The organism is Arachnia rubra (genome assembly GCF_019973735.1).
In the GTDB taxonomy this organism is placed as follows: Bacteria; Actinomycetota; Actinomycetes; order Propionibacteriales; family Propionibacteriaceae; genus Arachnia; species Arachnia rubra.
This window is the reverse complement of record NZ_AP024463.1, coordinates 2499975-2525340: the sequence shown is the minus strand read 5'-3', so window position 1 is coordinate 2525340 and position 25366 is coordinate 2499975. Positions and strand designations below refer to the sequence as shown.

Below are 25366 nucleotides of genomic sequence, written 5' to 3'. Positions count from 1 at the left end.
CGGAAAGGGGCCTACAAGACATGACTTTTACGGTCGGAGAGACGGTGGTCTACCCGAATCACGGGGCGGCTGTCATCGAAGACATAGAGACCCGGCAGATCAAGGGAGAGGACAAGCTCTACCTTGTGTTGCGCATCATAGGTCAGAATGACCTCGTAGTGCGAGTTCCTGCCTGCAACCTGGATCTCGTCGGTGTGCGCGACGTGGTCGACGCCGATGGCTTGGAGCGCGTATTCCAGGTGCTGCGCGCTGAGCACACGGAGGAGCCCACCAACTGGTCTCGTCGTTACAAGGCAAATCTTGAGAAGCTGCACTCGGGAAACGTCATCAAGGTGTCCGAGGTGGTGCGCGACCTGTGGCGTCGCGACCGCGACAAGGGGCTGTCCGCGGGGGAGAAGCGGATGCTTGCCAAGGCCCGCGCCATCCTGGTGGCTGAGCTGGCCCTTGCGGAAGACGTCGCTGAGGACCGCGCTGAGATTATGCTCGACGAGGTTCTCGCCTCGTGAAGCGTTGAATCGTAGTACAGCAGAACCGGTCGTTGCCTTGGTGGTGGCGGCCGGTTCTGGTTCCCGTCTTGGCGCCGGGCTGCCGAAGGCCCTGGTGGAGCTCGGCGGTGTCAGCCTGGTGCGCCGCAGCGTCAGCGCAATGATCGAAGGCGGTGCCACGAGGGTTGTCGTGACCATCCCGTCCGGGACCGAGGCAGAATTCGCCGCAGCTCTTTCAGGCCTACCCGGTGTGAGCTGCGTGGTCGGTGGTCCGCAGCGGCAGGACTCTGTCCGCCTCGGCCTGGAGGCCTTGGCTAGGGTATGCCCGGCCAGCAGCGTGGTCTTGGTGCATGATGCCGCCCGTCCGCTGGTGCCGCCGAGCGTGGTCCGCCGCGTGGCTAGTGCGGTCCTGGAGGGAGCTGTGGCCGTGATTCCCGTCGTCCCCGTGCACGACACCATACGGGAAGTCGGGGAGACCGATTCCCAGGTCGTCGACCGCGACCGGCTGCGTGCTGTCCAGACCCCTCAGGGATTCCGGCTCGGGGCCCTGCTGGCTGCCCACGAGGAGGCCGCGGCACAGGGACTCGCAGCGACTGATGACGCCGCCGTGATGGAGGTCCTGGGGAACAAGGTGGAGCTGGTGCTGGGACACCACGACGCCTTGAAAATCACCGAGCCCCTCGACCTGGCGTTGGCGCAGGGCGTTCTGTCGGGGAGGCAAACGTCGTGAGAGCTGGTATCGGAACCGACGTGCACCGTCTGGAAACCGGGGTGCCCATGCGGGTGGCGGGGCTGCGCTTTCCTGACGAGCCGGCTGGGCTGGCGGGCCACTCCGACGGCGATGTGGCTGCCCACGCCATGGTTGATGCGCTGCTGTCCGCAGCCGGGCTGGGTGATATCGGATCGAACTTTGGCATCAGCCGTCCCGAATGGCGGGGAGCCTCTGGAGTCGCCTTCCTCACCGAGACCGCCCGCCTGGTCCGGGATGCCGGTTTCAGGATATGCAACGTCAGCGTCCAGGTGATCGGCAACAGGCCGCGGCTGGCAGCACGCCGCGCCGAGGCGCAGCAGGTGCTCTCGGAGGCGCTGGGTGCGCCGGTGTCGGTGTCTGCGACCACCACGGATGGCCTCGGCCTCACGGGACGCGGCGAGGGGGTCGCTGCCATCGCCATCGCCATGGTGGACTAGCCGGGCCAGGATCGGGATCTATTCGACTTCGCCGCTGGGGGCTGTGTAGGTGTTGCAGGAGCCGAGCGTTTGGGCTCCCAGGCCTCGCTCCAGCCAGAGCCTGCGGTTCGCGCCGGTGCCGTGATCCCCGGTCGTGTTTGGCAGATTGTGGCGTTCGGCAAGCTGGTCGTCGCCGATCTCGAAAGTCGTCTTGATGATGTCCTCGCGGTCCTGGTCGGTGAGATTGAGCCCCTTCCACAGTGAACTCATGGCGGCGCCGGCGAAACAGTCGGCCTGGGTCTCGTTGCGGCGGTTGAGCTCCAACGCCTGGGACTTGCTGAGATCACTCTCCAGCACGTGCTTGCCACCCAGGATCCCGGAGCGTCCCTGTATGGCGTGTCCGTACTCGTGGGCGATGATCAGGTCGAAGACGCTACGGGCTTGGTCGACGTCGGTGGATAGGACGTCCAGTATGTCCTGGGCGATGTAGAGCTGCTGGTCAGCCCCGCAGTAGAAGGCATTCTGGGACTTGCTCGTACCACATCCGGTGGTGACCGTCTCCCCCTCCGGGAAAACCGTGATCTTGGGCTGGTAGGCCTTGTAACCCGCCTGCTGCAGGGCGGGACCCCAGACCCGGGTCAGGCAGCCGATGTAGTTCTGGAGGTGTTTGCTGAGCTCCTCGTCCGCGACCTTCCCGCCTTGCAGGAGCGGCAGGTCACAACGTACCGGCGAGGCCAGTGAGACGTCGTACAGATCGTTGGCGTCTGTCACCTTCTTGGCTTCTTGCTCATCTTCCGGGAAGGGAAGCGGCGGAGGATTCGAGGTGACAGGGGGCAGCTCCCAGTCCTCGTTCTGGTATTCGACACTGACGGTCTGAGGCTGATCGTTCCCGTTCAGCGTCTGGAAAACGACCATGATGAGCATCCCCACCAGGAGTGTGGTGGCTCCAGCGAGTGCGACCAGCAGTCCCACCGGGCGTTTGGGCGGGGGCGTCCAGGACGGGGCGCCGCCGGGCGGCGGATACTGGGAGAATCCGCCAGGGGCGAATCCGGGGTGCTGGGGCAGGGCGGGAAAGCCCTGTGGCATGGGCTGGAAACCAGCAGGTCCCGGGGAGAAGGTGGGACGCAACGGGGATCCGGCGGGCTGGAAAACACCAGGCGGGACCTGCGGGTCAGGTGAGGGCATCGCACGCCGTGGACTGCTGGGCGCCCCCCAGGGACTCACCGGCTGGCCGGAACCCTGGCGCTGGGGATGCGGCTGTCCTGGGGGTAATGGCTGCGTCGGGTCTACCACGTCCATCAGGGTAGCCTCCCAGAGGCCTAGCAGCTCCCCGAACCACGGTGTGGAAGGGGTATTGATGTGTCATCACAGCGTTCAGCACTGGTTATTCCACCTCGCTGCTCGGGGCCGTGAAGGTGTTGCAGTCCTCGACGGACTTGGCTTTTAGACCCCGCTCCGCCCACATCCTGCGGTTCTGGCCCGATCCGTGGGCATCGACCCGGTCTGGGTTGACGTTGTGTCTTTCCGCCAACTGGTCGTCGCCGATCTCGAACATGACGCGCATGATGTCGCTTCGGTCGGTCTCGGTGAGTTGGAGGCTACTGGAGAGTGAATTCAGGGCTGCGCCGGCGAAGCAGTCGGCCTGCACCTCGCTTCGGCGGCTCAACTCCGCCTTCTCCTGCTTCGAAGACGCGGATTCGGCCAGCCAGCGTTCACCGCCCAGAATCCCGGTACGTCCCTGCACGGCGTGCCCGAACTCGTGAGCGATGATCAGGTCGAAGACGATGCGCGCCTGGGAGGCGTCATCGGACAGGGCCTTCAACACATCCTGGGCGATGTAGAGCTGTTGGTCGCTGGGACAGTAGAAGGCGTTCCCGGAGTCAGTGCTGCCGCAGCCCGTCGTCACTTTTTCGCCGGCCGGGTACACGGTGATCTTCGGCTGGTAGGCGGTGCTGCCTGCCGCCTCGATGGCCGGTCCCCACACGCGGGTCAGGCAGCCTATGTAGGCCTCCATGTGCTCTTGCAGCTTGTCGTCGTCGATCTCGCCGCCTGGGGGAAGTTGCAGATCGCAGCGAACCGGTGATGCCAGCGATACGTCGTAGATCCGGTTCTGGCGGGTGAGCTTCTTGGCTTCTGCCTCGTCCTCTGGGGTCGGTAGCTGCGGTGGCTCCGAGCTGACAGGTGGCACACTCCAGTCCTCGTTCTGGTATCCGGCGCTGGTGGTCTCGGGGTGTTGGCCTATTACCTGGGACAGCGCAAGCACGAGCACCCCGGACAGCAGCACGACGGCTGCCGCCAGCGCGACCATCAACCCGACAGGGCGTTTGCGGGCGGGAGCGGCATAGGGTCCTGGGTAGGGGGCGAATCCACCTGGCGGGAATCCCGGATGCTGTGCCCCGGGCATGGCGAAGCCGGCCGGCGGAGCGCCGGCCGGGGTGAAGGCAGTAGGAGGCCGCCCAGGTGCCTGAGGCAGGTGACCTGGGGCTTTCATTGTGGGCTGCCCGGGATAGACAGGTTGTTGCGGTTGCGGGAAGGGCTGGGCAGGCAACGGCTGCTGCGGCGCCGCGGCTCTTCGTGGCGCCCCCGGGGGAAGCCCCGGAGGGATAGGTTGATGCTGCGGTGCGCTGGGCTTTAGGGCCTGGGGTGGTCTCCAGGGGATTGGCTGCTGCGCCTGGGATGGCGTTCCCTGCCCTGGAGAGGGCTGCTCTGGCCGGAGTGGATTGGCGCCCACCCCCTCCGGTGCCCCCTGCCATGGGGCGGGCTGTTGCCGGCGTGGGGCGGGAGGCTCTGTGGGCCACTGCCACGATGCCGGTTGCTGCGAACCTCGCTGCGGAGCAGGGCTGCCGCCAGGGCCTTGGCGGCTCGGGTTAGCCGGAGGCTGCGGCTGCATCGGGTTCGACATGTTGGTCAGAGTATCTTCTTGAGGGGGCAACAGGCCTCCGGCGGCCAGACCTTGCGTGCTCGATGCGATACCGTCAGGGCAGACAAAGACAACTTGAGGAGCCCGAAGGTGCGATTGTTCCGTCTGCTTCTGGTCCCGTTCACGCTGCTGTTGTGTTATGCCGGCACACCACAGGCCCACGCCGAGGACCCCATAGCCAAGTCATATGTATTTGAGGGACAGCTCGACCAGTCCGGCGTTCTCAAGGTCACCGAGACCATCCAATTCGACACCCCGCCCGCGGAGCTGACCCAGCGGATAGCGAATCAGGCACCCATCGACCGGGAACGCTCCTACACCTATGACATCTCCGGTATGGAGGTGACTGGCGCCGAGAACGTCGACACCAAGGTGGAGGGGGACTACACGGTGGTCTCGATGAAGCCCTCCACCACGGTGAAGATTAGCTACCAGGTGACGGGCACCACCCGGCGTGAGCCCGGCTCCAACGGGCAGACGAGCGTGTTCACCTGGCGAGCTCTGCAGGGATTGTCTGTGGCGACGGAGAAGGCCTCCGGCACTCTCCAGGTGGGAGCAACTCCCCAGCTGGTGGACTGCACGGCGGGGCCGCCCGGGGCTCTCGACAAATGCCAGGTCTACACCGCAGGCACCCACAATTCGCTCACGCCGATGTTCGAGACCAGCGCCCGGGGCGCCGGGGAGCAGGTGACCTTCACGGTCGGTTTCGCCTCGGAGCAGGTAGCGCCGACTGAGGAGGTCCATGAGCAGTGGAACCTTGACCGCGCCTTCAGGATCGACCTGGCCACAGCGGGTGCGGCGCTGGCCACCCTCGTGGTGGGTGCGCTGCTGCTGTGGTGGCTGCATCGCCGCACCGGGGCGGATCTGTCTTTCTCCGGCGACGTGGCAGCTGTCGGATCCTTCCGTCCGGTCGGGGACGGCGAGTCGGTCTTCGAGCCTGCCGAGGGCATGCGTCCCGGGCTGGTGGGCACCGTCGCTGACGAACGCGTCGACCCGATCGACGTGACCGCAACCCTGATCGACTTGGCGGTCCGTGGGCACCTGCGCATCACCGAGCTGCAGCACACCCAGTACGGCCTGGTGGACTGGCAGTTCAGCCGCTTGGAGAATCCAGGTGACGAGCTGGCCCCCTATGAGGCGCTTCTCCTGGACGCGGTGGTGCCTGATGGCAGTCACTCCCTTGCCTCACAGCTTCCCCAGGTGCTGGCCCCCGCCCTCGGCGGGGTGCAGGACGCCCTCTACAACGAGGTCGTGGAGCGGGGCTGGTTTGAGTCCCGCCCGGACTCCACCCGCAGCTCATGGGCTGTCCGCGGCTGGGTGGGGCTTGGCGTCGCGGTGGCAGCGGGAGCGGCGCTGGTGGCCTTCACCACGTTTGGGCTGGTGGCTCTGGTGCTGCTGGCCCTGGCGATCGCGTTGCTGTGGATAGCGCCACGTATGCCCCGCCGCACCCCAGAGGGTACGCGTCTCGTGGCGGCTCTGGGGGCGCTCTCGGCACTCCTGGCTACGCACCCGACCGACCAGATGCCGAAGGGCCGGGAGCTGGCGGAGATCTCCCGTCTGCTGCCCTACACCGTCGTGCTGGGCGCTCGGCAGCGCTGGCTTGAGGCGATGGCCGCAGCTGATGACGACGACACCCCGGATCCGACGGATGTCGCCTGGTATCACGCGCCTAAGACCTGGCATCTGCGTGACCTGCCGCCGTCCCTGAACCAGTTCATCAACACCGTCCAAGGCCAGCTCTTCAGCCGCTGACTGAGAGCGCTGGCTGGGTGCGGCCGCAACCAGAGGAGTTTTCCGGTGTATTGCGAGTTGATCCCTGAGATGATGCGACATATCCGCGGTTTGAGACTCAGATTGCGGGTTTCACCGCTGGAAGTTGCAAACTAGTGCTGTGCCGCTAGAACTGTTAGTCGTGCTGTCTTTGGTGATCGTGACAGCTTTGGCCTTCGATTTCACCAATGGATTTCACGACACCGGCAATGCCATGGCTCCGTCCATCGCCACGGGGGCGCTGAAACCCAAGACCGCTGTGATGCTCTCCGCACTGCTGAACCTCATCGGGGCGTTCCTATCGGTTGAAGTGGCTCTTACCGTCACCAATGCGGTGGTCAACCTGCAGGATGACGCCGGGGCACCGCGTCCCGAGCTGCTCGGCGACGGCGGCGAGGGGCTTCTGCTGATCATCCTGTCAGGACTGGCGGGCGCCATCATCTGGAACCTCCTGACCTGGTTGTGGAGCCTGCCGTCGAGCTCCTCGCACGCTCTTTTCGGCGGCCTCGTGGGGGCGACGATCGCCGGCCTGGGGTTTGGCGGAGTCAACTGGGTTGGTGACGGATCCAAACTCGACGGCGTGGTCGGGAAGGTGATCCTGCCCGCCCTGGTCTCTCCGGTGGTCGCGATTATCGTCGCGAGCGTCGGCACCTGGCTGGTGTTCGCCATCACACGCACGATGGATGAGAGGCGCCGGGAGAAAAGATTCAAGTGGGGGCAGGTCGGGTCGGCGTCGCTGATCTCGCTGGCCCACGGCACCAATGACGCCCAGAAGACCATGGGTGTGATCACCCTGGCACTGATCGCCACTGGCAGCTGGACGGAACTGCACTCGGTTCCGTTCTGGGTGAAAGTGGCCTGCGCTGTCGCGATCGCACTGGGAACCTATCTCGGAGGCTGGCGGATCATCCGGACCCTGGGGAAGGGGCTCGTCGAGATCAACGCCCCGCAGGGCATGGCCGCGGACGCCTCGTCGGCGGCGGTGATCCTGGCATCCAGCCATATGGGGTTCGCTCTGTCCACCACGCATGTGGCCACCGGGTCGATCCTGGGAAGCGGGCTTGGGCGTTCAAAGACCAAGGTGAACTGGCGCGTGGCGGGAAGGATGCTGGCCTCGTGGGCCATCACGCTTCCCGCCGCGGCACTCGTGGGTGCCGTCATGTGGGGTGTGGGGCATCTCATCGGTGGGCTGGCAGGTGCCCTGGCGGTGTTCCTGATCCTGGTCGCCACGTCGCTGTGGATGTACCTGCACTCCAGGAAATCCTCTGTCGACCACAGCAACGTCAACGACGAGTGGGTGGAGAACGCCACCGCCCCACGGCCTCTGGTCCCTGAGATCGGGGAACTAATCGATGTCGAGCAGACTGAGGAAAGCAAGGCATGACGATCCTCTGGCTCGCATTCGAGGGCACCTGGCACGTCCTGCTGGCAGGCCTGATCCTGGGTGCCGGGCTGCCAGCGGTGTTCGCACTGGGTGTGCGTTCGTTGTCGCTGGGTTCCGGTGGCCCAGGCCAGAGACCCAGCCTCCTTGGCTGGATAACCGCCGGCGTGTGTTTCACGGTGGTGCTACTGGCCGTCCTCGCGGGGATTGCGACGATCATCGCGCACGGACTTGGAGTCCAGCTGGTCTTCGACGGCATCATCCCGGTTTTCACCGGACGATGACCTCAGTACCGACGGAGGCCGCCCCCAGATGGGGGCGGCCTTCTCATGCTGCTGGTGGGCGGGGCCCCTCAGATCTCAAGACCTGGGTAGAGCGGGCGCATCTCTAGGAGCTTGGCCGCGCGGTCCTTGGAGTCCTCCGCGACCTTTGATGAGAGCTCGTACTTCGCCTTGCCCGGCTTGCCTTCTTTGGTGAGCGTCGGTTCGGTGCTCTTCAGCACGTCGGTGATCATGGCGGCCACCTCATCCATGTCGGCGGTGGTGAAGCCCCGCGATGTCAGCGCCGGGGTGCCGAGCCGCACACCGGAGGTATACCAGGCGCCGTTCGGGTCATTCGGCACCGAGTTGCGGTTCGTGACGATGCCCGCGTCCAGCAGCGCCGACTCGGCCTGCCGGCCCGTCAGCCCGAAGGACGTGACGTCGAGCAGCACGATGTGATTGTCAGTGCCGCCGGTCACCAGTTTGCCGCCACGCTTCAGCAACCCCTCCGCGAGAGCCTTGGCATTGTCCGCGACGCGGTGCGCATAGTCCTGGAACGCCTCGGTGCGGGCCTCGGCCAGGGCGACGGCCTTGGCGGCCATGATGTGCGACAGAGGACCGCCCAGCACCATCGGGCAGCCGCGGTCGACGTCGGGGGCGTAATCCTTGGTGGCCAGCACCAGGCCGCCTCGTGGTCCGCGCAACGACTTGTGGGTGGTGGTGGTCACCACATGGGCGAACGGGACTGGATTCTCGTTCCCCGTGAACACCTTGCCCGCCACCAGGCCGGCGAAATGGGCCATGTCCACCATCAGCACCGCACCGACGGAGTCGGCGATCTCCCGCATCTTCGCGAAATCGATACGACGTGGATAGGCGGAATACCCGGCGACGATCACCAGCGGCTTGAACTCGGCCGCCTGCGCGGCGAGGGCGTCGTAGTCCAGCAACCCAGTCTCTGGATTTGTCCCGTAGGAGCGCTGGTGGAACATCTTGCCGGACACGTTCGGCCGGAAGCCGTGCGTCAGGTGCCCACCCGCGTCAAGGCTCATGCCCAGCAGCCGCTGGCTGCCGAACCTGCTGCGCAGCGTCTCCCAGTCGGCCTCGGTCAGCTCGGAGACGTTCTTGGCGTTGAACTCCTTCAGCGCCGGGGTCTCGATGTGGTGGGCCAGGATCGCCCAGTAGGCGGTGAGGTTGGCGTCGATTCCGGAGTGTGGCTGTGCGTAGGCGTATTCGGCGCCGAACAGCTCCCGGGCGTGCTCGGCCGCAACGGACTCGACGGTGTCCACGTTCTGGCAGCCCGCGTAGAAGCGATGCCCTATGGTGCCCTCCGCGTATTTGTCGCTCAGCCAGGTGCCCATCGCCGCGAGCACCGGCAGGCTGGCGTAGTTCTCGGAGGCGATCAGCTTCAGCGATGCGCGCTGGTCGGTGAGCTCGTCGCGGATGGCCTGACTGATCCGTGGCTCCACCTCCCCGACGATGCCCAGCAGGGTGCGGTAGGCCGACGAGATGGCGGCGTTGTCGTTCATGGAACTCTCCTCAACGTTGTGGCGGTATCCAGGGTCACGTGAAGACTCTACTGGTGGGCTGGCCACTCGGTAGACTTTTCAGTGACAGTTTCCAGGCTCTCGGGTTCCCATGGCTGGGGCTTGGAGTTTTATAGGTGGCGGGTTGCAAGTCTTCGATGAGGGACATGGCAGGTGCGATGGGCGCTGGCATCGCTTGCCTTGTACTACCTGCCGTCACCGCAGGAGGCCCCACAGATGCTGGCCGGGTCGAGGAGGAGCATCGAACGCAACTGACGGGAGCCGTACGGCCGGACGGGTCACAGGCCTCCGGTGCAACTTAATTGGTCCGGTCCGGCCTTGAAGGGCACCTCGTCAAGAGCGTTGCTGCGTGACCTCGTACAGCGCGATTGACGCCGCTACCGAGGCATTCAAGGACTCGACCTGGCTTGTGATCGGGATCGACACCAGCGCGTCGCAGTGCTCACGCACCAGCCGCGCCAGGCCGTCGCCCTCGGAGCCGACCACCAGCAGCAGTGGTCCATCCATGCCGGGCAGCCCCGACAGCGGCGTCCCACTTTCACCAGCCAGCCCGACGACGGTGAAACCCATGCCGGAGGCGCGGCGCAGCATCTGGTTCAGGTTGGTCACCTTGGCCACGGGAATCCGGGCCGCAGCGCCAGCCGAGGTCTTCCAGGCCGCCGCCGTCATCGACGCCGACCGCCGGGCCGGGATCACCACACCCTGCGCCCCGAACGCCGCTGCCGAGCGGACGATCGCCCCGAGATTCCGCGGATCCGTGACCCCGTCCAAAGCCACCACCAAGCCCTGTGATGGAACGTCGAAGGCGGCCTCGAAGACGTCCTCGGCGTCCGCGTAGTCGAAGGCCGGGAGCTGCAACGCCACCCCCTGATGCGCCAGCCCGCCCGTCACCCGGTCCAGTTCGGCGCGGGTCACCTGCAGCAGCGGCACGGAGTGCTCGGCCGCGAACCTGAGGATGTCGCGGAGCCGGTCGTCGCGTTCTGCGCCCTCGGCGACATAGGCCTGTTTAACCGGCAGGCCCGCCTGGAATGCCTCCAGGACCGGGTTGCGCCCGACCACCCAGTCCGCGCCGACGGCGCTCCGGGAGGTCTTCGGCTTCGGCCTGCCCGCCTGTCGTTTCAGAGCCTCCTGCTTGGCTTTGTAGGCCTTGTGGTAGACGCGATCCTCCGCCTTCGGCGTCGGCCCCTTGCCACGCAGGGAGCGGCGGATCCGCCCCCCGGAGCCTGCGGTGTTGCCCTTTCCGTGGTGCCTGGCCCCCGGACGTCTCGAATTGCCTGCCATCTACTTCTTCTCCAGACTCCAGCGAGCCCCCTCGGGGGTGTCGGTGATGCTCAGCCCAGCCTCTGACAGGGTGTCACGGATGGCGTCGGCCCGCCCCCAGTCCTTGGCGGCCCGGGCCTCGGCGCGCTGTTCCAGCAGCGTCGCCACCAACCGGTCGACGACGGGGCCCAGGTCATCTCCGGATGACGTCTGCGCCCACGGAGCCTCGTCGGGGTTGATGCCGAGGATGCGTGTCATCGCCGTGACCGTGGCGTACAGGTCCGATACCTCCCCGTGCCCCGTGATCGCCCGGTTCCCGGCCCGGACCGCGTCGAACAGGGCCGCGACGGCTGCCGGAGTGGCCAGGTCGTCATCCATCGCCGCGGCGAAGGCCTCCCAGTGCGGGCCGCCCGCTTCGCCGGCGGCAACGCCTAGCTCTCGTGCGCTGTTCAGGAAGGAGTCGATACGTTCAATGCCCTTCTCCGCCTCCGCGAGTGAACCGCGGGTGGTCTCGTCGGCGGGGGAGAACTCGATCTGGCTGCGATAGTGCGGCGCGAGCAGGAAGAAACGCACCGCGCGTGGATCGAAGGCCTTCGTGACCTCTGAGACCAGGGCTGTGTTCCCCAGCGATTTGCTCATCTTCTCGCCGGCCATCGTCACCCAAGCGTTGTGCATCCAGACCTTGGCGAACCCGTGCCCTGCCCCGGCGGACTGGGCCAGCTCGTTCTCGTGATGCGGGAACCGCAGGTCTATGCCGCCGCCGTGGATGTCGAAGGTGTCTCCGAGGTACTTTCCAGACATGGCGGAGCATTCGAGGTGCCAGCCAGGACGTCCCCGCCCCCACGGGGTCGGCCAGGACGCTGTCTCCGGTTCGGTCTCCTTGTGGCCCTTCCACAGGGCGAAGTCCCGCGGGTCGCGTTTGCCACGCGGGTCGGCGTCCTCGGCGGGGGCCATGTCGTCGACCTTCTGCCCCGAAAGCTCCCCGTAGCGCGGCCAGGACCGCACGTCGAAGTAGACGTCCCCGGAGCCGTCCTCCGCGACGTAGGCGTGCCCGCGTTCCAGGAGAATCTCAATCAGGCTGATCATCTCGGGGATGTGCCCGGTGGCGCGCGGCTCGTAGGTCGGTGGCAGGCAGCCGAGTGCCGCGTAGGCGTCGTGGAGCTCCCGCTCATAGCGGTAAGCGTGCGCCCACCACTCGACGCCGGCCGCCGCCGACTTCGCCAGGATCTTGTCGTCGATATCGGTGACATTCGCCACGACGGTGACCTCGTAGCCCTGGAAGGCCAGCCAGCGCCGCAGCACGTCGAAGACCACCTCTTTGCGGATGTGCCCGAGATGAGGCGAGGCCTGGACGGTGAGCCCACAGTGATAGATCGACACCTTCCCGGGAACCAGCGGGACAAAGTCCTCGACAGCTCGGGTGGCGGTGTTGTACAGGCGCAAACTCACCCTGTGCAGTCTAGTGCCGTGCGTTGCACACGTGCAGCTGACTGCTGCCAGGCGGCGTGACGAAGCCGTCAAACACCGACGAAAGGACCAGTACAGATTGACGCAAAGGTATACTAAGAAGTTACATAAAAGTATAGTAAAGCATGGCGGCAAGGTGAGTTGATGGCTTATATACGGCGTTTGATCGATGACGAGCTGGACCTGCTCACACCGGAGCTAGTGGCAATTGCCCTGGATGGTCCGAAGGGGGTTGGCAAGACGGCGACAGGGCTGGAGCGCGCCAGCACGGTTCTGCGTGCCGACGTCCCTGAGGTGGCGGCTCTGCTTGAAGCCGACCCGCAGTCTTGGACAGAGCGCCAACCTCCTATCCTGCTCGATGAGTGGCAGCGCCTGCCGTGGCTGTGGGACACGGTGCGGCGGGCAGTGGATGATGGCGCTGCTCCGGGGACATTTCTATTGGCGGGTAGCGCCACTCCCGCGGATGCCCAGATCCATTCGGGGGCAGGCCGGATCGTGTCTCTGCGGATGCGGCCGATGTCGCTGCCTGAACGCGGCGTGGCGAGGCCCAGTATCAGCTTGCAGGGTCTCTTGGCGGGGGAAAATCCGGCAATAGAGGGCACCTGTCCTTTGAAGCTTGCCGATTACGTGGAAGAGATAGAGGCCTCGGGCTTTCCTGGTATCCGTCCTCTCGGGGCCCGCGCCAGGCGTATACAACTTGACTCCTATCTGACAAGGGCATTTTCCCGCGATCTGGCTGAGGAAAGAGGCATCCAGGTGCGGCGTCCGGCGACTTTGCGTGCCTGGGCTGCTGCTTATGCCCAGGCCTCATCCTCCACGAGCACTTGGGAGAACATCAGGCGCGACGCCACTCCGGGCGATGGCGATCCCCCGACCAAGGTCACCGCTATGAACTACCGGGACTGGCTCACCTCGCTGTGGTTGCTTGACCCGGTGGCTCCCTGGCTTCCTGTGGGGACTGGCATGAGCAACCTCGGCCGTGGTGAGAAACATCAACTGGCTGATCCGGCATTGGCAGCGCGACTGCTCCGGGTCAAGACCAGTGACCTGCTACGGGGAGAGCTCGCCGCTCCACATGCCGGGGGTCTTCTCGGGGCGCTGTTTGAGAGTCTCGCGACGTTGACCGTGCGTGTTCTCGCCCAGGCGGCGGAGGCAACGGTCTCCCACCTGCGTACGGCTCGGGGACAGCATGAGGTTGACCTGATTGTTGAGGGCTACGACGGCCGGTGCGTGGCGATGGAGGTCAAGCTCACAGCTGCGCCCAAGGACGATGATGTTCGTCACTTGCGGTGGCTGCGTGACACGGTCCCGGACCGGATCGCTGACCTGGTCATCTTGACGACCGGCGAGCGGGCCTACCGGCGTCAGGACGGGGTGGCCGTGGTTCCCCTGGGGCTTCTGGGGCCCTGAATCAGGAATCCCGCACTGCCTTTGCCCGCAGCGCCTCGATGTCGAAGCCGAGACTCATGGGCACCTCTGGGGCGTTGGCCTCGTCCTCCCAGGGGTCGTAGGGCTTCTCGTATTCCTCGTCGATGAAACCCTGGGACGGGTCGTATTTGTTGGCCAGTTCCTGCCCGACGGGGTCGATGCTGCTCATATGCTCATCGGGCAGGGTGGTCAGCACATCGGCGATGTATCCGCCGGCCGCCTCGTCGATGGAGACCTCCCGGTTCTCCCGCTGCGACTGGTACCAGCGGTAGTCGAGGAGCTCATGGAAGAACTGTGCCGGGTCGCGTTTGTCCTCCAGATGCGCCGGGATGCGGTTGATCGCGGGCTCGAAGACCTCCATCAGCCACTTGTGGGCCATCACCGACTCGGTCATGTTCCCAGGGAGTTTCGCCCGGAAGGTATCCATGTCGTTCAGGAGCCGCCGGGCCTGGTGCTCCTCCGCGTCGAGACCCGTCAGGCGCATCAGCCGACGGGCGTGGTGTCCGGCCTCGACCACCTTCGGCTGCATGCGGATGGTGCGGCCATCTGGGGAGGTCTGCACGTCGATCTCCGCCACGTCGAAGCCCAGCGCGTTCAGGCGTCGCACCCGGCCCTCAAGCCGGTACATCTCGGAGTCGCTGAACTCCTCCACGCCCGTCAGCTCCGCCCAGAGGCTCTGATAGCGCTCCTCGATGGTGTCTACCAGCCACTGCGGGTCCAGTGACGAATCCAGCATCCCGCCGGCCTCCAGGTCACAGAACTCGCCGAACAGGTTGGTGCGGGCGATCTGCAGGTCATGGGCGCGCTGGCCATCGGTCAGGGAGGGGTGCACTTCGCCGGTCTCGGCGTCGACGAGGTAGGCGGCGAACTCGCCGGCATCCCGCCGGAACAGGATGTTCGACAGGGACACGTCGCCCCAGTAGAAACCGGTCAGGTGCAGCCGTGCGAACAACGCCACCATGGCGTCGAGCAGGCGGTTCACCGTGTCCAGCTTCACGCCCGAGTAGAACAAGGCCCGGTAGGGCAGAGAGAACGGCAGATGCCGGGTGAGCAGGATCGGGTCCAGCGGGTCGTGGTTGCCGGTCTGGCGTCCGAGGACCACCCCGACGGGTTCGACCGACGGCACCCCCAGCCGCCGCAGCTCCGTCAGCTGCCGGTACTCGTGCACCGCCACATCTTCTAGGATCTCCTTGGCCGCTAGGATCTCGTCACCCACCTGGATGAATCGGACCACGTGCCGGGAGATGCCTCTCGGGAGCGCGACCAAGTGCTGCGTAGGCCACGCCTCCAGTGGCGTGTTCCACGGCAGACGGATCAGCGCTGCATCCGGCTTGGCGGCTAGGAATCTAGGCACAGGATAACTCTACTCTCGACTTCCCAACTCTGAGACAGAAACTCGTTAACTTTGTATTTATTTTGTCTCAAAGGCAGTTTCCGGGGCAGGGTGCGGGACGCTCGTGGGATCAGCCAGAGCTGACGAGCGGAGCTGGCCAAATTAGTAAGGCGGGTTTCATAAATCTCGTGAGGTCGACGTCTGTGGGCTGTTTGCGCCAGGTTTCCAGGGGTAGCTGACCTCTGGTCGGCAGGTAATTTTAAAGGTCAAGTGAATGTTCTGGTCTCCATAATCAGATATTTTTACAGGTTATATCTCAGTGCTCTTGGTGCCGGTGATAACAGCTTTCTTGTGGTGTAGAAATGCTGCTTTCGGGACGTTGGATTATAGATTTCCCATCACGGCTGACTTGGGTTTTTACTGCATTGCCCACCAGGCCGGGAGCTGGGGTCCGGGCTGGTGATGATGGCGCATTGCTCCTGTCTTTGGGGCACTGGGATAGACTCTCATTCGGTGGTGGCCGGCAGGTCCGGATATGGAAAAGGGCTATGGCGTCTTCGAGGAGAGCATCGGCAACTGGCTGAAGAGACCTGGCCGTCGCGATGACGTCTGGTCAGAGCCGGGAGAGGCGCTCCAGTCCTACGCCAGCCGTGGGCTGAGCTCATGTGGCAGGGACGTTCGCGTGGGGGGCGAAACGCCTCACTAGGTCGATAAAGACCTGGGATGCCTGGGCCCGTGCTTCGGCGGCGGGGTGGCGTGGTCCGCTCTTGGTCTCGGCGGCCAGCTGGAATTCGTGCTGGATGAAGCGGCGGATGGGCTCTGGTGCGATGCCCTTCCCGAGTTCACGGGTGACGGACTTGGCTTCGACTAGAGCCGTGATCGCCTCCAAGACGTCAGGGGCGGGTGGGGCCTCGTCGAGCAGCGCCGCCAGGTTCATCGGTGGCACGGCAGAGCCGTGCAGGCGCATCCACTGCAGGGCTGCCGCGGGACGGATGGCATAGAACAACTTCTTCAGCGAGATGACCTCGCCGTTCGTGACGCCCGACCGGTCCCAGGCGTAACGGCCGGTGTGGAAATAGTGGTTTCGGACCGCGTCGTAGTTCACCAGGCCTTTGCACAGCTCAAGCAGCTCCTCCGCGAACTCGGGCTGGCCGCGGTAGACCAGCGGCGAGCGCAACCACTCCAATACGGTCGCATTGCTTTTGGCTCCGAGCCGGACGGCTTTGATGAGATCCCAGCCGTTGACGTCGAGAACGTCATCGAGCGGGGTCTCGATGACATCGCGGGGCCGCCACGGCGAGACGTAGTCGTCATACGATCGTATGTAGAAGAAGCGGCAGTCATAGTCGGAGTCGGGGGAGGGGAAACCCCAGGCCCGGCTGCCCGACTCGACCGCCCACACCACCCTGACGCCATGCTCCAGCTCCACCTCATCCAGCCGGGCCTGGATCCTTCCGACGGTGGCGGCATCGAAGTCATCGGTCAGGGTGCAGAACATGCGGACATCGTAGAGGATCCACTGGAGCTGCTGAGCCACCCTGGCTAGGGCAGAGGCTGGGGTTTGTGGACCTCGGCCGGGCTCTGCGGGAGCAGTTCGCTGGGGCTGCCGTGATAGGTGATCACCAGCTCATCCCTGGCGCGGGAGGCAGCCACGTAGAGCAGGGAGCGCTCCCGCAGCATCGCATCCTCGTACTCGGCGGTGTCGTACTTGTAGGCGTCGAGCCTTATCGGGATGGAACCGGTGGACAGGCCGAACAGCAGGATCTTCGCGAATTCCGTGCCCTTGGCGCGGTGCATTGTTAGCGCCACTGGGGCCCCTGGGTGGGGGATGCCCCGGTCCAGCGGCCGGACCTCGATGCCATGCTGCGCGAGCCCCTCCACCACACGGGCCCGGCCCGCGGTGTCCCGCACCAGGATCGCCAGGGTCTCCGGGGCGACGCCGTCCTCCCTGAGCCAGCTCCTGAGGGTCCTGGCGGCGAAGTCGAGTTCCTCGGCGGGGGAGGGACAGCTCTCGACTTGCGGCCTCGGACCGGTGCGGGCGGACAGGTAACCGTCCAGGGAGTCCTCCTGGCCATCCGAGTCGGTGAACGTGTGCCCTTCGAGGATCCTCACCGCGAACTCCAGGTTCTCGGCGGTGGTGCGGTAGCTCAGCCGCAGCTTGGCGGCCCGGCCCCGGATCTGGATGCCGTGATGCGACAACACCACCTTGTTCCCGTAGATCCGCTGGTGCGAGTCCTCGACGATGAAAATGTCGTTGTCCTGGGGTGCGACCAGGGCCCTCACCAGGTGCCAGTGGCAGGGTTTGAAGTCCTGGCCCTCATCGACGAGGACATGCTGGGCCTGCCTTGTGCCGGAGCGCTCCAGATGGGTCGCGGCGATCATGGCCGCCTCCGCGAAATCGATGGTGTCATCCTGCAGGGCCGCGGCCCGGTAGGCCGACACCACCGCCCACACCGCCCGGCGAGCCGCCCGGTTCAGCCGCACCCCCCGGCCGGGACGGGGCTGCCGCAGGTATTCCTCCTCACGGGTGATGCGGGCCGGCAGGATCACCATCTCGTATTCCGACTGCAGGAAAACATCGCGGCGCAACCGCTCGGGCAGCCCCTGGCCGGCCGTCTCGACGGCGTCCCGCCAGGCGCTGCGTGCGGTGCGGCGCTGCAGGTCGCTGCGTCCCACCCCGAGCACCTCGGCGCATGCGTCGATGATGCCCGGCCCGGCCTGCCGCAGGACCTCGCTGGCCAGCGCGTCGATGCCCTTGACATAGGCCCCGGGCTCTCCCAGCCTGCTGGCCCGTCCCAGCTCCGGGTCCAGGCTGCGCAGGCTGCGGTCCAGCTCCGCGGCGATATTGGTGTTGAACGTGGTCAGCAGCACGGGAGCACCCGGGTGCTGGCGGGCGAGCCGCCGTCCGCGATGCACCACGACGACGGTCTTGCCGGTACCAGCGCCGCCGCCCAGCCGGAAGCTGCCCCGCCAGTCGCGATTCACCCAGTTGCGCTGCTGCGGGTGCAGGAACACCCGCCAAGCGGAGAAGTCGCCCTCCATGATGACGCGACGCAGCTCCTCGGCGCCGGCCAGCTTGGCGAACCCCATCTGGGCAGCCGGCTTGTCGAAGCCATCGAGAAGAACCTGGTCGGAGACCAGATCGGACTGCTCGTACTGCTTGAACGCAGCCTCGGCCTGATCCAGGTTCGCGGGGGCCTCGTCGGCCTTGAAGATCTTGAGCTCCTCACCGACGCTGGTGATGGACTCGCCCCCGGCCAGCATCACCAGCGCCAGGCCCTGCCATTCCGGCAAGGTGCAGGCATAGTCGCGGACCGTCTCCGGGGTGGTCAGCCTGACGGCGGTCCGTGCGACCTCGGGCGGGATGCCGAGCGACACGATCAGGTCCTCCGCGCTGAAGTCTATGAGCGGCCTGGGGCCGTCCGCCACGCTGGCCTGCGCCGGAGCCTCGTAGCGGGGTGGCTGAGCGGGGTCGGCGGTGACGAAGTCCGTGATCCCGTTGACCGGGTTGACGCTCAGGCGGGTCTTCGCCGCCACCTCGTAGGCCTCGTCGTGGGGATAGACCCCGTGAAGGACGTAGGCGGTCTTCTCCCCGGTGAGCTTGAACAGCAGGGCCCGGTAGCTCAGGTCCACCCGGCCCGTGCGGGCCCGCGGGTCGGCGGCATTGTGGATGCGCTCGATGTGCAGTCCCGCGGCCGCATCATCGGTGGCCAGCTTGTTCAGGAAGGCCATCACCTTCTGATTGAGGCTCCCATCGAGCCTGCTGCTCTGTCTCGGAAAGATGATCATGCTCTCAGCCATTCCGCTGCTCCTTCCAGGCGGCGACTATCAGATCGGCCTTGGGCGCCAGTACGCGCCAGCCCGGCAGCGACACCGTCTCGGCCGAGGGATCGAGCTGCACTGCGATCCGGTCCTGCTCCCACACCAGGTCGAAGGGGATGCCGTCGCCCAGCTCCTGTCCGACCCCGCCATCCGGTGGCTCGACCCCGGCTGCGCTGAGCTGGCCGATCAGCACCTGCGCCATCTCCTCTCCGCCGAACTCGGCGGCCACCGGCACCCAGCCCGGGACCAGATCGACGGGGACGCTCGTCCTCTCCGCCGGCCGTCCAGCCGTCTTGGCCGCCATGGTCGCGGCACTCAGCAGCGCCTGATGCACCGGCAGCAATACGACAGCATTGGCCAGGCGCAGCCACTCCCGCCACGAGTCCTGCGCTTCGGGTGTTCCCAGGTCGGCGGTGTCGTCGAGGACCGCATGCAACGGCATCTCACCCGGTGGTCCTTTCGCGACGGCGACGGCGAGCGTGCCGTGCCGCCACACCCTAACGTCGTCACCAGGCAGCGCCGCGACTGCCTGGTGCCCGAGCGGATCCGAAGGCGGCCTGCCGGCGGCGAACAGCTGCACCGGGACGGTATGGCCGAAACGGGACAGGTTTGCGACGTCGATGCCCTGCAGCCAGGCCTCCAGGAAAGCTATCGGACCACCGGTCAACGCCTTCCGGGCGATGTCGTTGTGCTGGAGCTGGGGTTTGGCATTGAGCCGCTGCGCCAGCTCCGGCCGGTACCAGGCTGGGGCTGCCGGCTGGATGCCGTCGTCGTCGGCATCCAAGTCAGCGGCGGTGACCGCCAGCACAACCATCCCGAGGTCACGCAGCCCCGAGCGCTTCGCGGCGTCGTCCGCGATCCGGTCGATCTCAGGTGAGGCATGGAAGGCCAGGCCGTCGGTGTAGATCGCGACGTCATGCAGGCCGGGTGAGGACAGCAGGAAGTCCGGGCGGGTGTCCTGCACAGTGACCTGCGGCTGCAGCTTGAAACGACGGTTCCCCAGTGACACGGAGATCGTGTTCCCGGACAGCCCGGGCTGTTGCGTGACGGTGGCACCCAGCTTCTCCGCGAGCCGCACGAAAGCCCGCCGGAACCGCTGCTCAAGCCAGGACTCCGGGTCCTCGGCCGGCCGGGGCTCCTCGTTGATCTCCCAGCTGGATCCGAGCATCGTGGCCAGGTGCTGGGCGGCGACGGAGCGGGAGGTGAGGTCCCGGTGGTTACTGGCGGCGAAGGGCAGCAGGCACCGGTGACAGGCCAGGCGGCCCTCGCCCGCACAGCCGCACCCGGTGAGCCGGTCGTGGGCGCGCTGCAGCACGGTGCGCAGCTGCTCGGGATCCGCCAGCTCGGCGAGATAGCCGGTGCCGCCCGGGACCAGGTCGTGGAGCAGCAGTGCCTCCCGTCGCGTGCGCGGGTCGCGGACCTGCAAGGCGGCCAGGTGGTCCGGGGCTCCGCCGTAGGACTCCCGCAGGCCGAGCTGGATGGCGGCGATCAGGCTCGGCAGGGCGAACGGATCGTGTCCGTAGGCGACCTCCTTGGGCAGTCCCAGCAGGATCGCCTCCGTGGTGAGGCGACGGTGCAGCAGCACATTCTCGATGTGCTCGTCCGGGTCGTTGCGGTGCTTGCACCAGGGACGGTGCTCGTCGCGGGAGTTGACCAGGCCACCTCGGTCCAGGTGACCGCAGCTGGAGCAGATCCGAAACAGCGGCGCCTTGATCCGTTCCCCCGCGATCATCAGCTCGGCGGCGGTGTGGCGGCGAGGTCCCAGGTTCAGCCATCGCAGGTCCAGCTGCCGCAGATAGGCGAATTCGATGCCGGTGCTGGTGAACCACCTCCGCTGGACCCGGTCCGGGTCGATGTCGGCGATGCCAAGCACCGTGAACCCGGCCAGCTGGCGTTCGTCCGCCCGGTCGTCGATGCGCGACTCCTCGCGTCGCACATAGGCCGACACCTTCGTCAGCTCGACGCTCCGGAAACACTGCCCGCGATCCCCGATGCCAGGCTGTTCGCAGCGAGGGCAGCGGATGTGCTGCTGCGCTCCGGTGGCGTGGCGGGCCAGCTCCTGAGCATAGCCGCAGTGCGGGCACAGCCTCAGGGTCCCGATGGAGTTGCCCTGGGGTCCGATGTCGACGGCGTCGATGCTGATCTGGTGGCCGCCGACGTAGAACGTGGCGCCGGGCGCGAAATCGGTGAGGGCGCGGGCACTCGGCCGGGTGTAGGAGCCCTCCTCCAGGTGGCGTTCCTCGGTCTCGGAGTCGCTCCAGGTCATGGTGACGTCGAGCTGGACGGAGTCGTCGATAAGGCTGTAGTTGGGCAGCAGCCCCTGCCTCTCCAGCGCCGCCACCCAGTACTCGTGCCTGGCTTCGCTGAGCTGGCGCCCGATGAGACGCAGCTCCGCCTCGGCCTCGCGCAGCGCCTGGGCGTCCTCCTTGCTGTCGGCCTCCCTGGACCTTAAGTCGGGCAGCTGCTGCTGGATGGCATCGCGCAGCTCCATCAGCTCGGTGCGCTGCTCGTGCCAGGCGCGGGCAGCCTTGATGATGGTCTCCGCCAGGGCGAAGCCGTCGTCGCCGGGGATGGCCCAGCTGCGCATCGCCTCGATGGTCTCAGTCCGGAGCGCCGAGGTTTCGCCGACGTCAAAGCTGGCCAGGAAACCTGCGAGGGTGTCTTCCGCGTCTGTGCGCGCCAGCTCGATCAGCTGCCCCAGGAAGGTCCCCGGCCCCGGCAGCTCCAGGGCCTTGGCGGTGGTGCGGGGATGTATCGCCTTCGGGTCGCGGGCTAGGCGGTCGGCGAGGTGGGCCAGGTACTGGCGGCGCAGGATCTCCTCGGCGCTGAGATACGTGGCCGGCGGAGTGACCGCACCGTTGATCAGCGAAAGGGGATCGCCCAGCTGTGACAGCACCTCGCCGCGGCCGCGGGCGAAGGCGATGTCCAGGGCATTGCCGGTCAAGCGTCCCGCGCGGCCAACGCGCTGCACGTAGTTGGCGACACGACGGGGCAGCGACGCCAGGAAAACCGCTGACAGGTCGCCGATGTCGATTCCCATCTCCAGGGTGGGGGTGGCCACCAGTACATTCGGGGCGGACGGGTCGTCGCCGGAGCGCTTGAATCCGTTCTCATAGTCCAGGCGCTGCTGCGCGTCGAGAAGACTCGTGTGTTCACGGGCGACGATCTGGCGGGCGTCGCCAGAGCGGTAGAGATGCCGGTAGAAATTGCCCGGATCGCCTGGCTCGCGGGTGAGGGTCCCGGTGCAGGACTGGTGCAGGCACGGGGCGCCCGCCAGCTGGTCGCCGGTGTCCCGGCTGACCGGGAACATGCTGTGACAGGCGGTGCAGCGCAGGCTGTGCCGCCCCTCGGCCAGGTCTGTGTCGTCGATGCGGGTCACGACGACACGCTCGCCGGGCAGGGCATAGACCCGGCCGCCGGAGTCGGTGGCGCTCGCCTGCAGGATCTCGTGTGCGGTGAGCTCGTCCAGCAGCGCCCGCGCCAGCACCGGGGCGCCTGTGGTGATGCCCAGGCAGCGCCTGGTCCAGGTGGCGTACCACGACTGGGGCGAGGCGACGGGATCCAGGAGCGTGCGGTCCGGGTCGATGCGCGACCCGACGGCCCGCGGGAAGGCCGGAGCGGTGCGGCCCTTGGGGAAAGCTGGCATGCCTGTGGGACGCCCACCCCAGATGTCCCAGCGATTGCCGTCGCGTTTGACATAGCGCCGGAGCCAGGGATGGGCGATGGCGCCCCGGGTGCGCATCCGCTCTAGCACACCCCGGACCCACGCGACGAGCTGCGCCGGGGTGATGTCTGCCTCGAACAGTGCCTGGTCAAGGTTCTTGACCACGTCTCCCGCCAGGGCGGCGAGCTCCTCCGGTGTGCCTGCCTCGATGTGTGCGCTGCTGGTGCCGGTGCGCTCCAGCGTGCGGCCATAGCCGCTGACCAGGCCGAATTCGAGAGCGGCATCGAACAGGAGACGCCGCGTGATTGGGGACGGGGTCCGGCGGGTGGCGTCCGGCTGCCAGAAGGACCGCAGGTCGTCGCGATGCGCGAGATCCGGCGGCAGCAGGCGATACCGGCGGACCGGGTCTGTGCCTGCGATCTCGATGACCCGCTCCACGAGCTCCGGCAGGGTGCGGGGCTGGTCGGTGGCCTCGGCCAGTACGCAGCGCAGCGTCAGGGTGTGGGAGCGGGCCGTGACGAATCCGGCCCGGTGGGCGGCGTCCTGCACGGAGTCGGTGAAGACCAGGGCCTTCTTCTCCCTAGAGGAGATGGCCCCTTCGGTGAACAGGGATGACAGGCACACCGACAGCAGGGTGGCGACGGCGCTGCCCATGAAGCGGATGGCATCGCTTTGCTGGCATCCGGGGCAGGTGTCCTTACGGGAGAGCTGGTCGGCGTCGGGGCCGGTATGGGTCTGGACCCGCAGCACCCGGCCTTCGCGCAGGGCCTGGTCGTCGGGGTCGCGGGAGGTGAGCTCACGGTTTCCGGGATCGAACCAGACCACCCCTGGCAGCATCTCCTGAGTCTCGGCGGGGGCGTGCAGGAGCGCGCGGAACCGTCCTTCCCGGGCCGCGTGGTCGCGGCGGATGCCCTCGTCGCTGGCCGCCAGGGACGACCCGACAGGGGCCAGTGAGACGCCCCAGCCTGAGCGCCCGCACATCCGGCAGTAGATAGCTGGGAACGCGATGCCCGAGTCCTGGGTCTCGTCGGCCGGTGCGGCGGGCCCGTCGTCGTACCAGCGGAACCGGGCGGCGACCTCCGCATAGCGGTCCAGCCGTGTCACCTCGCGGATCCAGAGATGGACCTCTGTGGTCGGCATGCCCCGGTCCGGGCGGCCGTCCGGACCTGCGGCGCGCAGCTGCCCGAGTGCCGCGTGCAGCTCGACGAGGAAGGCGCGGCGATCCTTCAGGGTCGCCGGTTCACCGGGCAGGAGGGTTTCGGTCAGCTCGGTGAGGTGGGTGGCCTGGCGCGTCTCCTCCAGGAAATCCTGAATGAAGGGGTGGCTCCGGACCAGGTGTTGCATGTCCTCCCGGGATACGCCGGTGACGTCTCCGGCCGGGAACTCGAACATTCCCCGCAGCAGGACGGCAGCGCGCTCCCGCTCGGGCGTGCCGTCCAGGTCGCGCAGGAGCTTGGCCGCCATGTCCGGGGTGATCTTCAGCGGAGTTCTCGCGGGCGTCTTCTCGCCGGTGCCGGACTGCGACTGCCAGTCCTCGGCGCTCATGCGCTGCTCTTTGACGACGCTGCCGGCATCGAACCTCTCGCCGAAGACCTGAGTGGCGAAGTCGATGATGCTGGCGGTGGGGTCGGCGGCGTCGCCGCTCGGTCCGAGTGTGGCCGAGGTGCCGACCGGGGTGATCTTCCCGAGGGGTCGCTCCCACTCCGCGGGGCTGTGGTTGTCGCGGGAGCTGCCGCGGGCCGGCCAGTGTGACTTGAGCGCCAGGCCGAGACGCCGCAGCAGCATGGCGACGTCCGTTCCCTGCGCCCCGTCGTAGGTGTGGAACTCGTCGAGGACGAGGTAGGTGAGCGAGTCGGCTGAGTTCCGCCACAGGGCCTGGTCCTCGGCGCGCAGCAGCAGCTGGTCAAGCATCTTGTAGTTGGTCAGCAGAATGTCCGGTGGGTCGTCGCGGATGACGGAGCGGTCGGTGATGAGCCCTTCCGGCGTGACCCGGGGCCGGCTCTCCTCCTGCTCTCCGGTATAGATGGCGGCGGTGATGCCGCCGAGGGCGCGGCTGTCTGGCGCGTCAGCGGGACACAGCAGCTTGGCGAGACGAGCGGCCTGGTCGCTGGCGAGGGCGTTCATCGGGTAGAGGATGAGGGCTTTGACGCCGGGGACGCCGTAGCGGCGGGCCCGCAGGCAGTGGTCGATGATGGGGTAGAGGAAGGCCTCGGTTTTCCCGGAACCGGTGCCGGTGGTCACCAGGGTGGGCTGCGGCCGTCCGTCGCGGCTGCTGAGACGGGTGAAGGCCTCGGCCTGGTGGGCGTAGGGCCTGAAGCCAGGCGGCAGCCAGCCGAGCGCTGCCCGCCGCGGATCAGCCCGGAAGGGCATGCCGGTCTTGAGATACGGGCCCTTGAACATGCCCGAGTCCTCGTCAGCGAGGAACGCCCGCAGAGCACTGCGGGCAGCGGGCTCAGCGAGCGCGAAGGTGGTTGTGAGATAGTCCAGGATGCCCTCGCGCAGACGCTGCGCCTGCGGGCCCGGCAGCAACTCACCCATCGTTGGTTCCTTTTGACATCGGCTGGGGAAGAGCATATCGAGGGAGTACGACGGCGAGGTAGTTGCAGAGCCTGAAGAAGCGTGAGCCGTCTGTCCGTGCTCAAGGTGAATTAAGGGTTTCCGAAAGCGCTGGTTACCGTGGGAATCGCTGCTCACCGTGGTGTTAGACCTGGTTTGAACGGGTCTTTGTGTTGAGCATCGTCAACGTTCTCGCTTCCTGAGGATATGGCGCCAGAAAGCGGAGCGCCCCTGCAAGATCGGATGCAGTCAGCTCTGCTCCCGCTCGTGATGGGCTCAGTCTAACGGTTGCTGTTTTGGTTATTT

General features: G+C 66.6%; 16 protein-coding genes. 7 read left to right on the top strand and 9 right to left on the bottom strand.

The features are described from left to right. Positions 1-20: 20 nt before the first annotated feature. From SK1NUM_RS11495 to ispF, 3 genes are read left to right on the top strand one after another with little or no spacing between them, the layout of a single operon-like run. On the top strand, positions 21-506 hold the full coding sequence (locus SK1NUM_RS11495; RefSeq protein WP_212322098.1) for a CarD family transcriptional regulator: 486 nt from the start codon (positions 21-23) through the stop codon (positions 504-506). Positions 507-510: 4 nt separating this feature from the next. Then, positions 511-1215 (top strand): 2-C-methyl-D-erythritol 4-phosphate cytidylyltransferase, encoded by a 705-nt coding sequence (gene ispD, locus SK1NUM_RS11490; RefSeq protein WP_212322096.1) that lies wholly within the window; start codon positions 511-513, stop codon positions 1213-1215. Then, positions 1212-1673: a 2-C-methyl-D-erythritol 2,4-cyclodiphosphate synthase gene (ispF, locus tag SK1NUM_RS11485; protein ID WP_212322094.1), complete on the top strand. Its 462-nt coding sequence runs from the start codon at positions 1212-1214 to the stop codon at positions 1671-1673. Before ispD ends, ispF begins: the two co-directional genes overlap by 4 nt. 18 nt (positions 1674-1691) lie before the next feature. Here the strand turns inward: ispF and SK1NUM_RS11480 are convergent, their stop codons facing one another. Both SK1NUM_RS11480 and SK1NUM_RS11475 read right to left on the bottom strand, forming a co-directional pair. Then, positions 1692-2837 (bottom strand): neutral zinc metallopeptidase, encoded by a 1146-nt coding sequence (locus SK1NUM_RS11480; RefSeq protein WP_223927541.1) that lies wholly within the window; start codon positions 2835-2837, stop codon positions 1692-1694. A 199-nt stretch (positions 2838-3036) separates the two neighbouring features. Continuing rightward, positions 3037-4143, bottom strand: coding sequence for a neutral zinc metallopeptidase (locus SK1NUM_RS11475; RefSeq protein WP_212322090.1), 1107 nt, complete (start codon positions 4141-4143; stop codon positions 3037-3039). A gap of 519 nt (positions 4144-4662) precedes the next feature. On the opposite strand from SK1NUM_RS11475, the gene SK1NUM_RS11470 reads away from it, so the two are divergent. From SK1NUM_RS11470 to SK1NUM_RS11460, 3 genes are all read left to right on the top strand, one after another. Beyond that, positions 4663-6324, top strand: coding sequence for a DUF2207 family protein (locus SK1NUM_RS11470; RefSeq protein WP_212322088.1), 1662 nt, complete (start codon positions 4663-4665; stop codon positions 6322-6324). Between the two features lie 139 nt (positions 6325-6463). Beyond that, positions 6464-7726, top strand: coding sequence for an inorganic phosphate transporter (locus SK1NUM_RS11465; protein WP_212322086.1), 1263 nt, complete (start codon positions 6464-6466; stop codon positions 7724-7726). Beyond that, the gene (locus SK1NUM_RS11460; protein ID WP_212322084.1) at positions 7723-8007 is read left to right on the top strand and encodes a hypothetical protein; all 285 of its coding nucleotides are present in this window, start codon (positions 7723-7725) and stop codon (positions 8005-8007) included. The genes SK1NUM_RS11465 and SK1NUM_RS11460 overlap by 4 nt, the downstream gene beginning before the upstream one ends. Before the next feature lie 68 nt (positions 8008-8075). Here SK1NUM_RS11460 and SK1NUM_RS11455 read toward each other — a convergent pair whose 3' ends face one another. From SK1NUM_RS11455 to cysS, 3 genes are all read right to left on the bottom strand, one after another. Further along, positions 8076-9512, bottom strand: coding sequence for a glycine hydroxymethyltransferase (locus SK1NUM_RS11455; RefSeq protein ID WP_212322082.1), 1437 nt, complete (start codon positions 9510-9512; stop codon positions 8076-8078). A gap of 351 nt (positions 9513-9863) precedes the next feature. After that, the gene (rlmB, locus tag SK1NUM_RS11450; protein WP_212322081.1) at positions 9864-10811 is read right to left on the bottom strand and encodes a 23S rRNA (guanosine(2251)-2'-O)-methyltransferase RlmB; all 948 of its coding nucleotides are present in this window, start codon (positions 10809-10811) and stop codon (positions 9864-9866) included. Next, a complete protein-coding gene (cysS, locus tag SK1NUM_RS11445) occupies positions 10812-12239 on the bottom strand; it encodes a cysteine--tRNA ligase (protein ID WP_212322080.1) in 1428 nt (475 codons plus the stop codon). A 162-nt stretch (positions 12240-12401) separates the two neighbouring features. On the opposite strand from cysS, the gene SK1NUM_RS11440 reads away from it, so the two are divergent. Then, a complete protein-coding gene (locus tag SK1NUM_RS11440; RefSeq protein WP_212322079.1) occupies positions 12402-13667 on the top strand; it encodes an ATP-binding protein in 1266 nt (421 codons plus the stop codon). Position 13668: 1 nt separating this feature from the next. Here SK1NUM_RS11440 and SK1NUM_RS11435 read toward each other — a convergent pair whose 3' ends face one another. The 4 genes from SK1NUM_RS11435 to SK1NUM_RS11420 form a co-directional block, all read right to left on the bottom strand. Continuing rightward, positions 13669-15039, bottom strand: coding sequence for a DUF4032 domain-containing protein (locus tag SK1NUM_RS11435; RefSeq protein ID WP_212322077.1), 1371 nt, complete (start codon positions 15037-15039; stop codon positions 13669-13671). Between the two features lie 640 nt (positions 15040-15679). Beyond that, positions 15680-16555: a nucleotidyltransferase domain-containing protein gene (locus tag SK1NUM_RS11430; protein WP_223927539.1), complete on the bottom strand. Its 876-nt coding sequence runs from the start codon at positions 16553-16555 to the stop codon at positions 15680-15682. Between the two features lie 5 nt (positions 16556-16560). Continuing rightward, positions 16561-18819, bottom strand: coding sequence for a UvrD-helicase domain-containing protein (locus SK1NUM_RS11425; RefSeq protein WP_212322076.1), 2259 nt, complete (start codon positions 18817-18819; stop codon positions 16561-16563). Continuing rightward, positions 18812-25042: a DEAD/DEAH box helicase gene (locus SK1NUM_RS11420; RefSeq protein ID WP_212322075.1), complete on the bottom strand. Its 6231-nt coding sequence runs from the start codon at positions 25040-25042 to the stop codon at positions 18812-18814. The genes SK1NUM_RS11425 and SK1NUM_RS11420 overlap by 8 nt, the downstream gene beginning before the upstream one ends. Between the last annotated feature and the right edge of the window lie 324 nt (positions 25043-25366).

What these genes read in the sequence shown, in the direction of transcription:
- SK1NUM_RS11495 (WP_212322098.1), top strand. Translation starts at nt 21, where the DNA reads ATGACTTTTACGGTCGGAGAGACGGTGGTCTACCCGAATCACGGGGCG.
- SK1NUM_RS11480 (WP_223927541.1), bottom strand. Translation starts at nt 2,837, where the DNA reads ATGCCCTCACCTGACCCGCAGGTCCCGCCTGGTGTTTTCCAGCCCGCC.
- SK1NUM_RS11475 (WP_212322090.1), bottom strand. Translation starts at nt 4,143, where the DNA reads ATGAAAGCCCCAGGTCACCTGCCTCAGGCACCTGGGCGGCCTCCTACT.
- SK1NUM_RS11460 (WP_212322084.1), top strand. Translation starts at nt 7,723, where the DNA reads ATGACGATCCTCTGGCTCGCATTCGAGGGCACCTGGCACGTCCTGCTG.
- SK1NUM_RS11455 (WP_212322082.1), bottom strand. Translation starts at nt 9,512, where the DNA reads ATGAACGACAACGCCGCCATCTCGTCGGCCTACCGCACCCTGCTGGGC.
- rlmB (WP_212322081.1), bottom strand. Translation starts at nt 10,811, where the DNA reads ATGGCAGGCAATTCGAGACGTCCGGGGGCCAGGCACCACGGAAAGGGC.
- SK1NUM_RS11440 (WP_212322079.1), top strand. Translation starts at nt 12,402, where the DNA reads ATGGCTTATATACGGCGTTTGATCGATGACGAGCTGGACCTGCTCACA.
- SK1NUM_RS11425 (WP_212322076.1), bottom strand. Translation starts at nt 18,819, where the DNA reads ATGGCTGAGAGCATGATCATCTTTCCGAGACAGAGCAGCAGGCTCGAT.
- SK1NUM_RS11420 (WP_212322075.1), bottom strand. Translation starts at nt 25,042, where the DNA reads ATGGGTGAGTTGCTGCCGGGCCCGCAGGCGCAGCGTCTGCGCGAGGGC.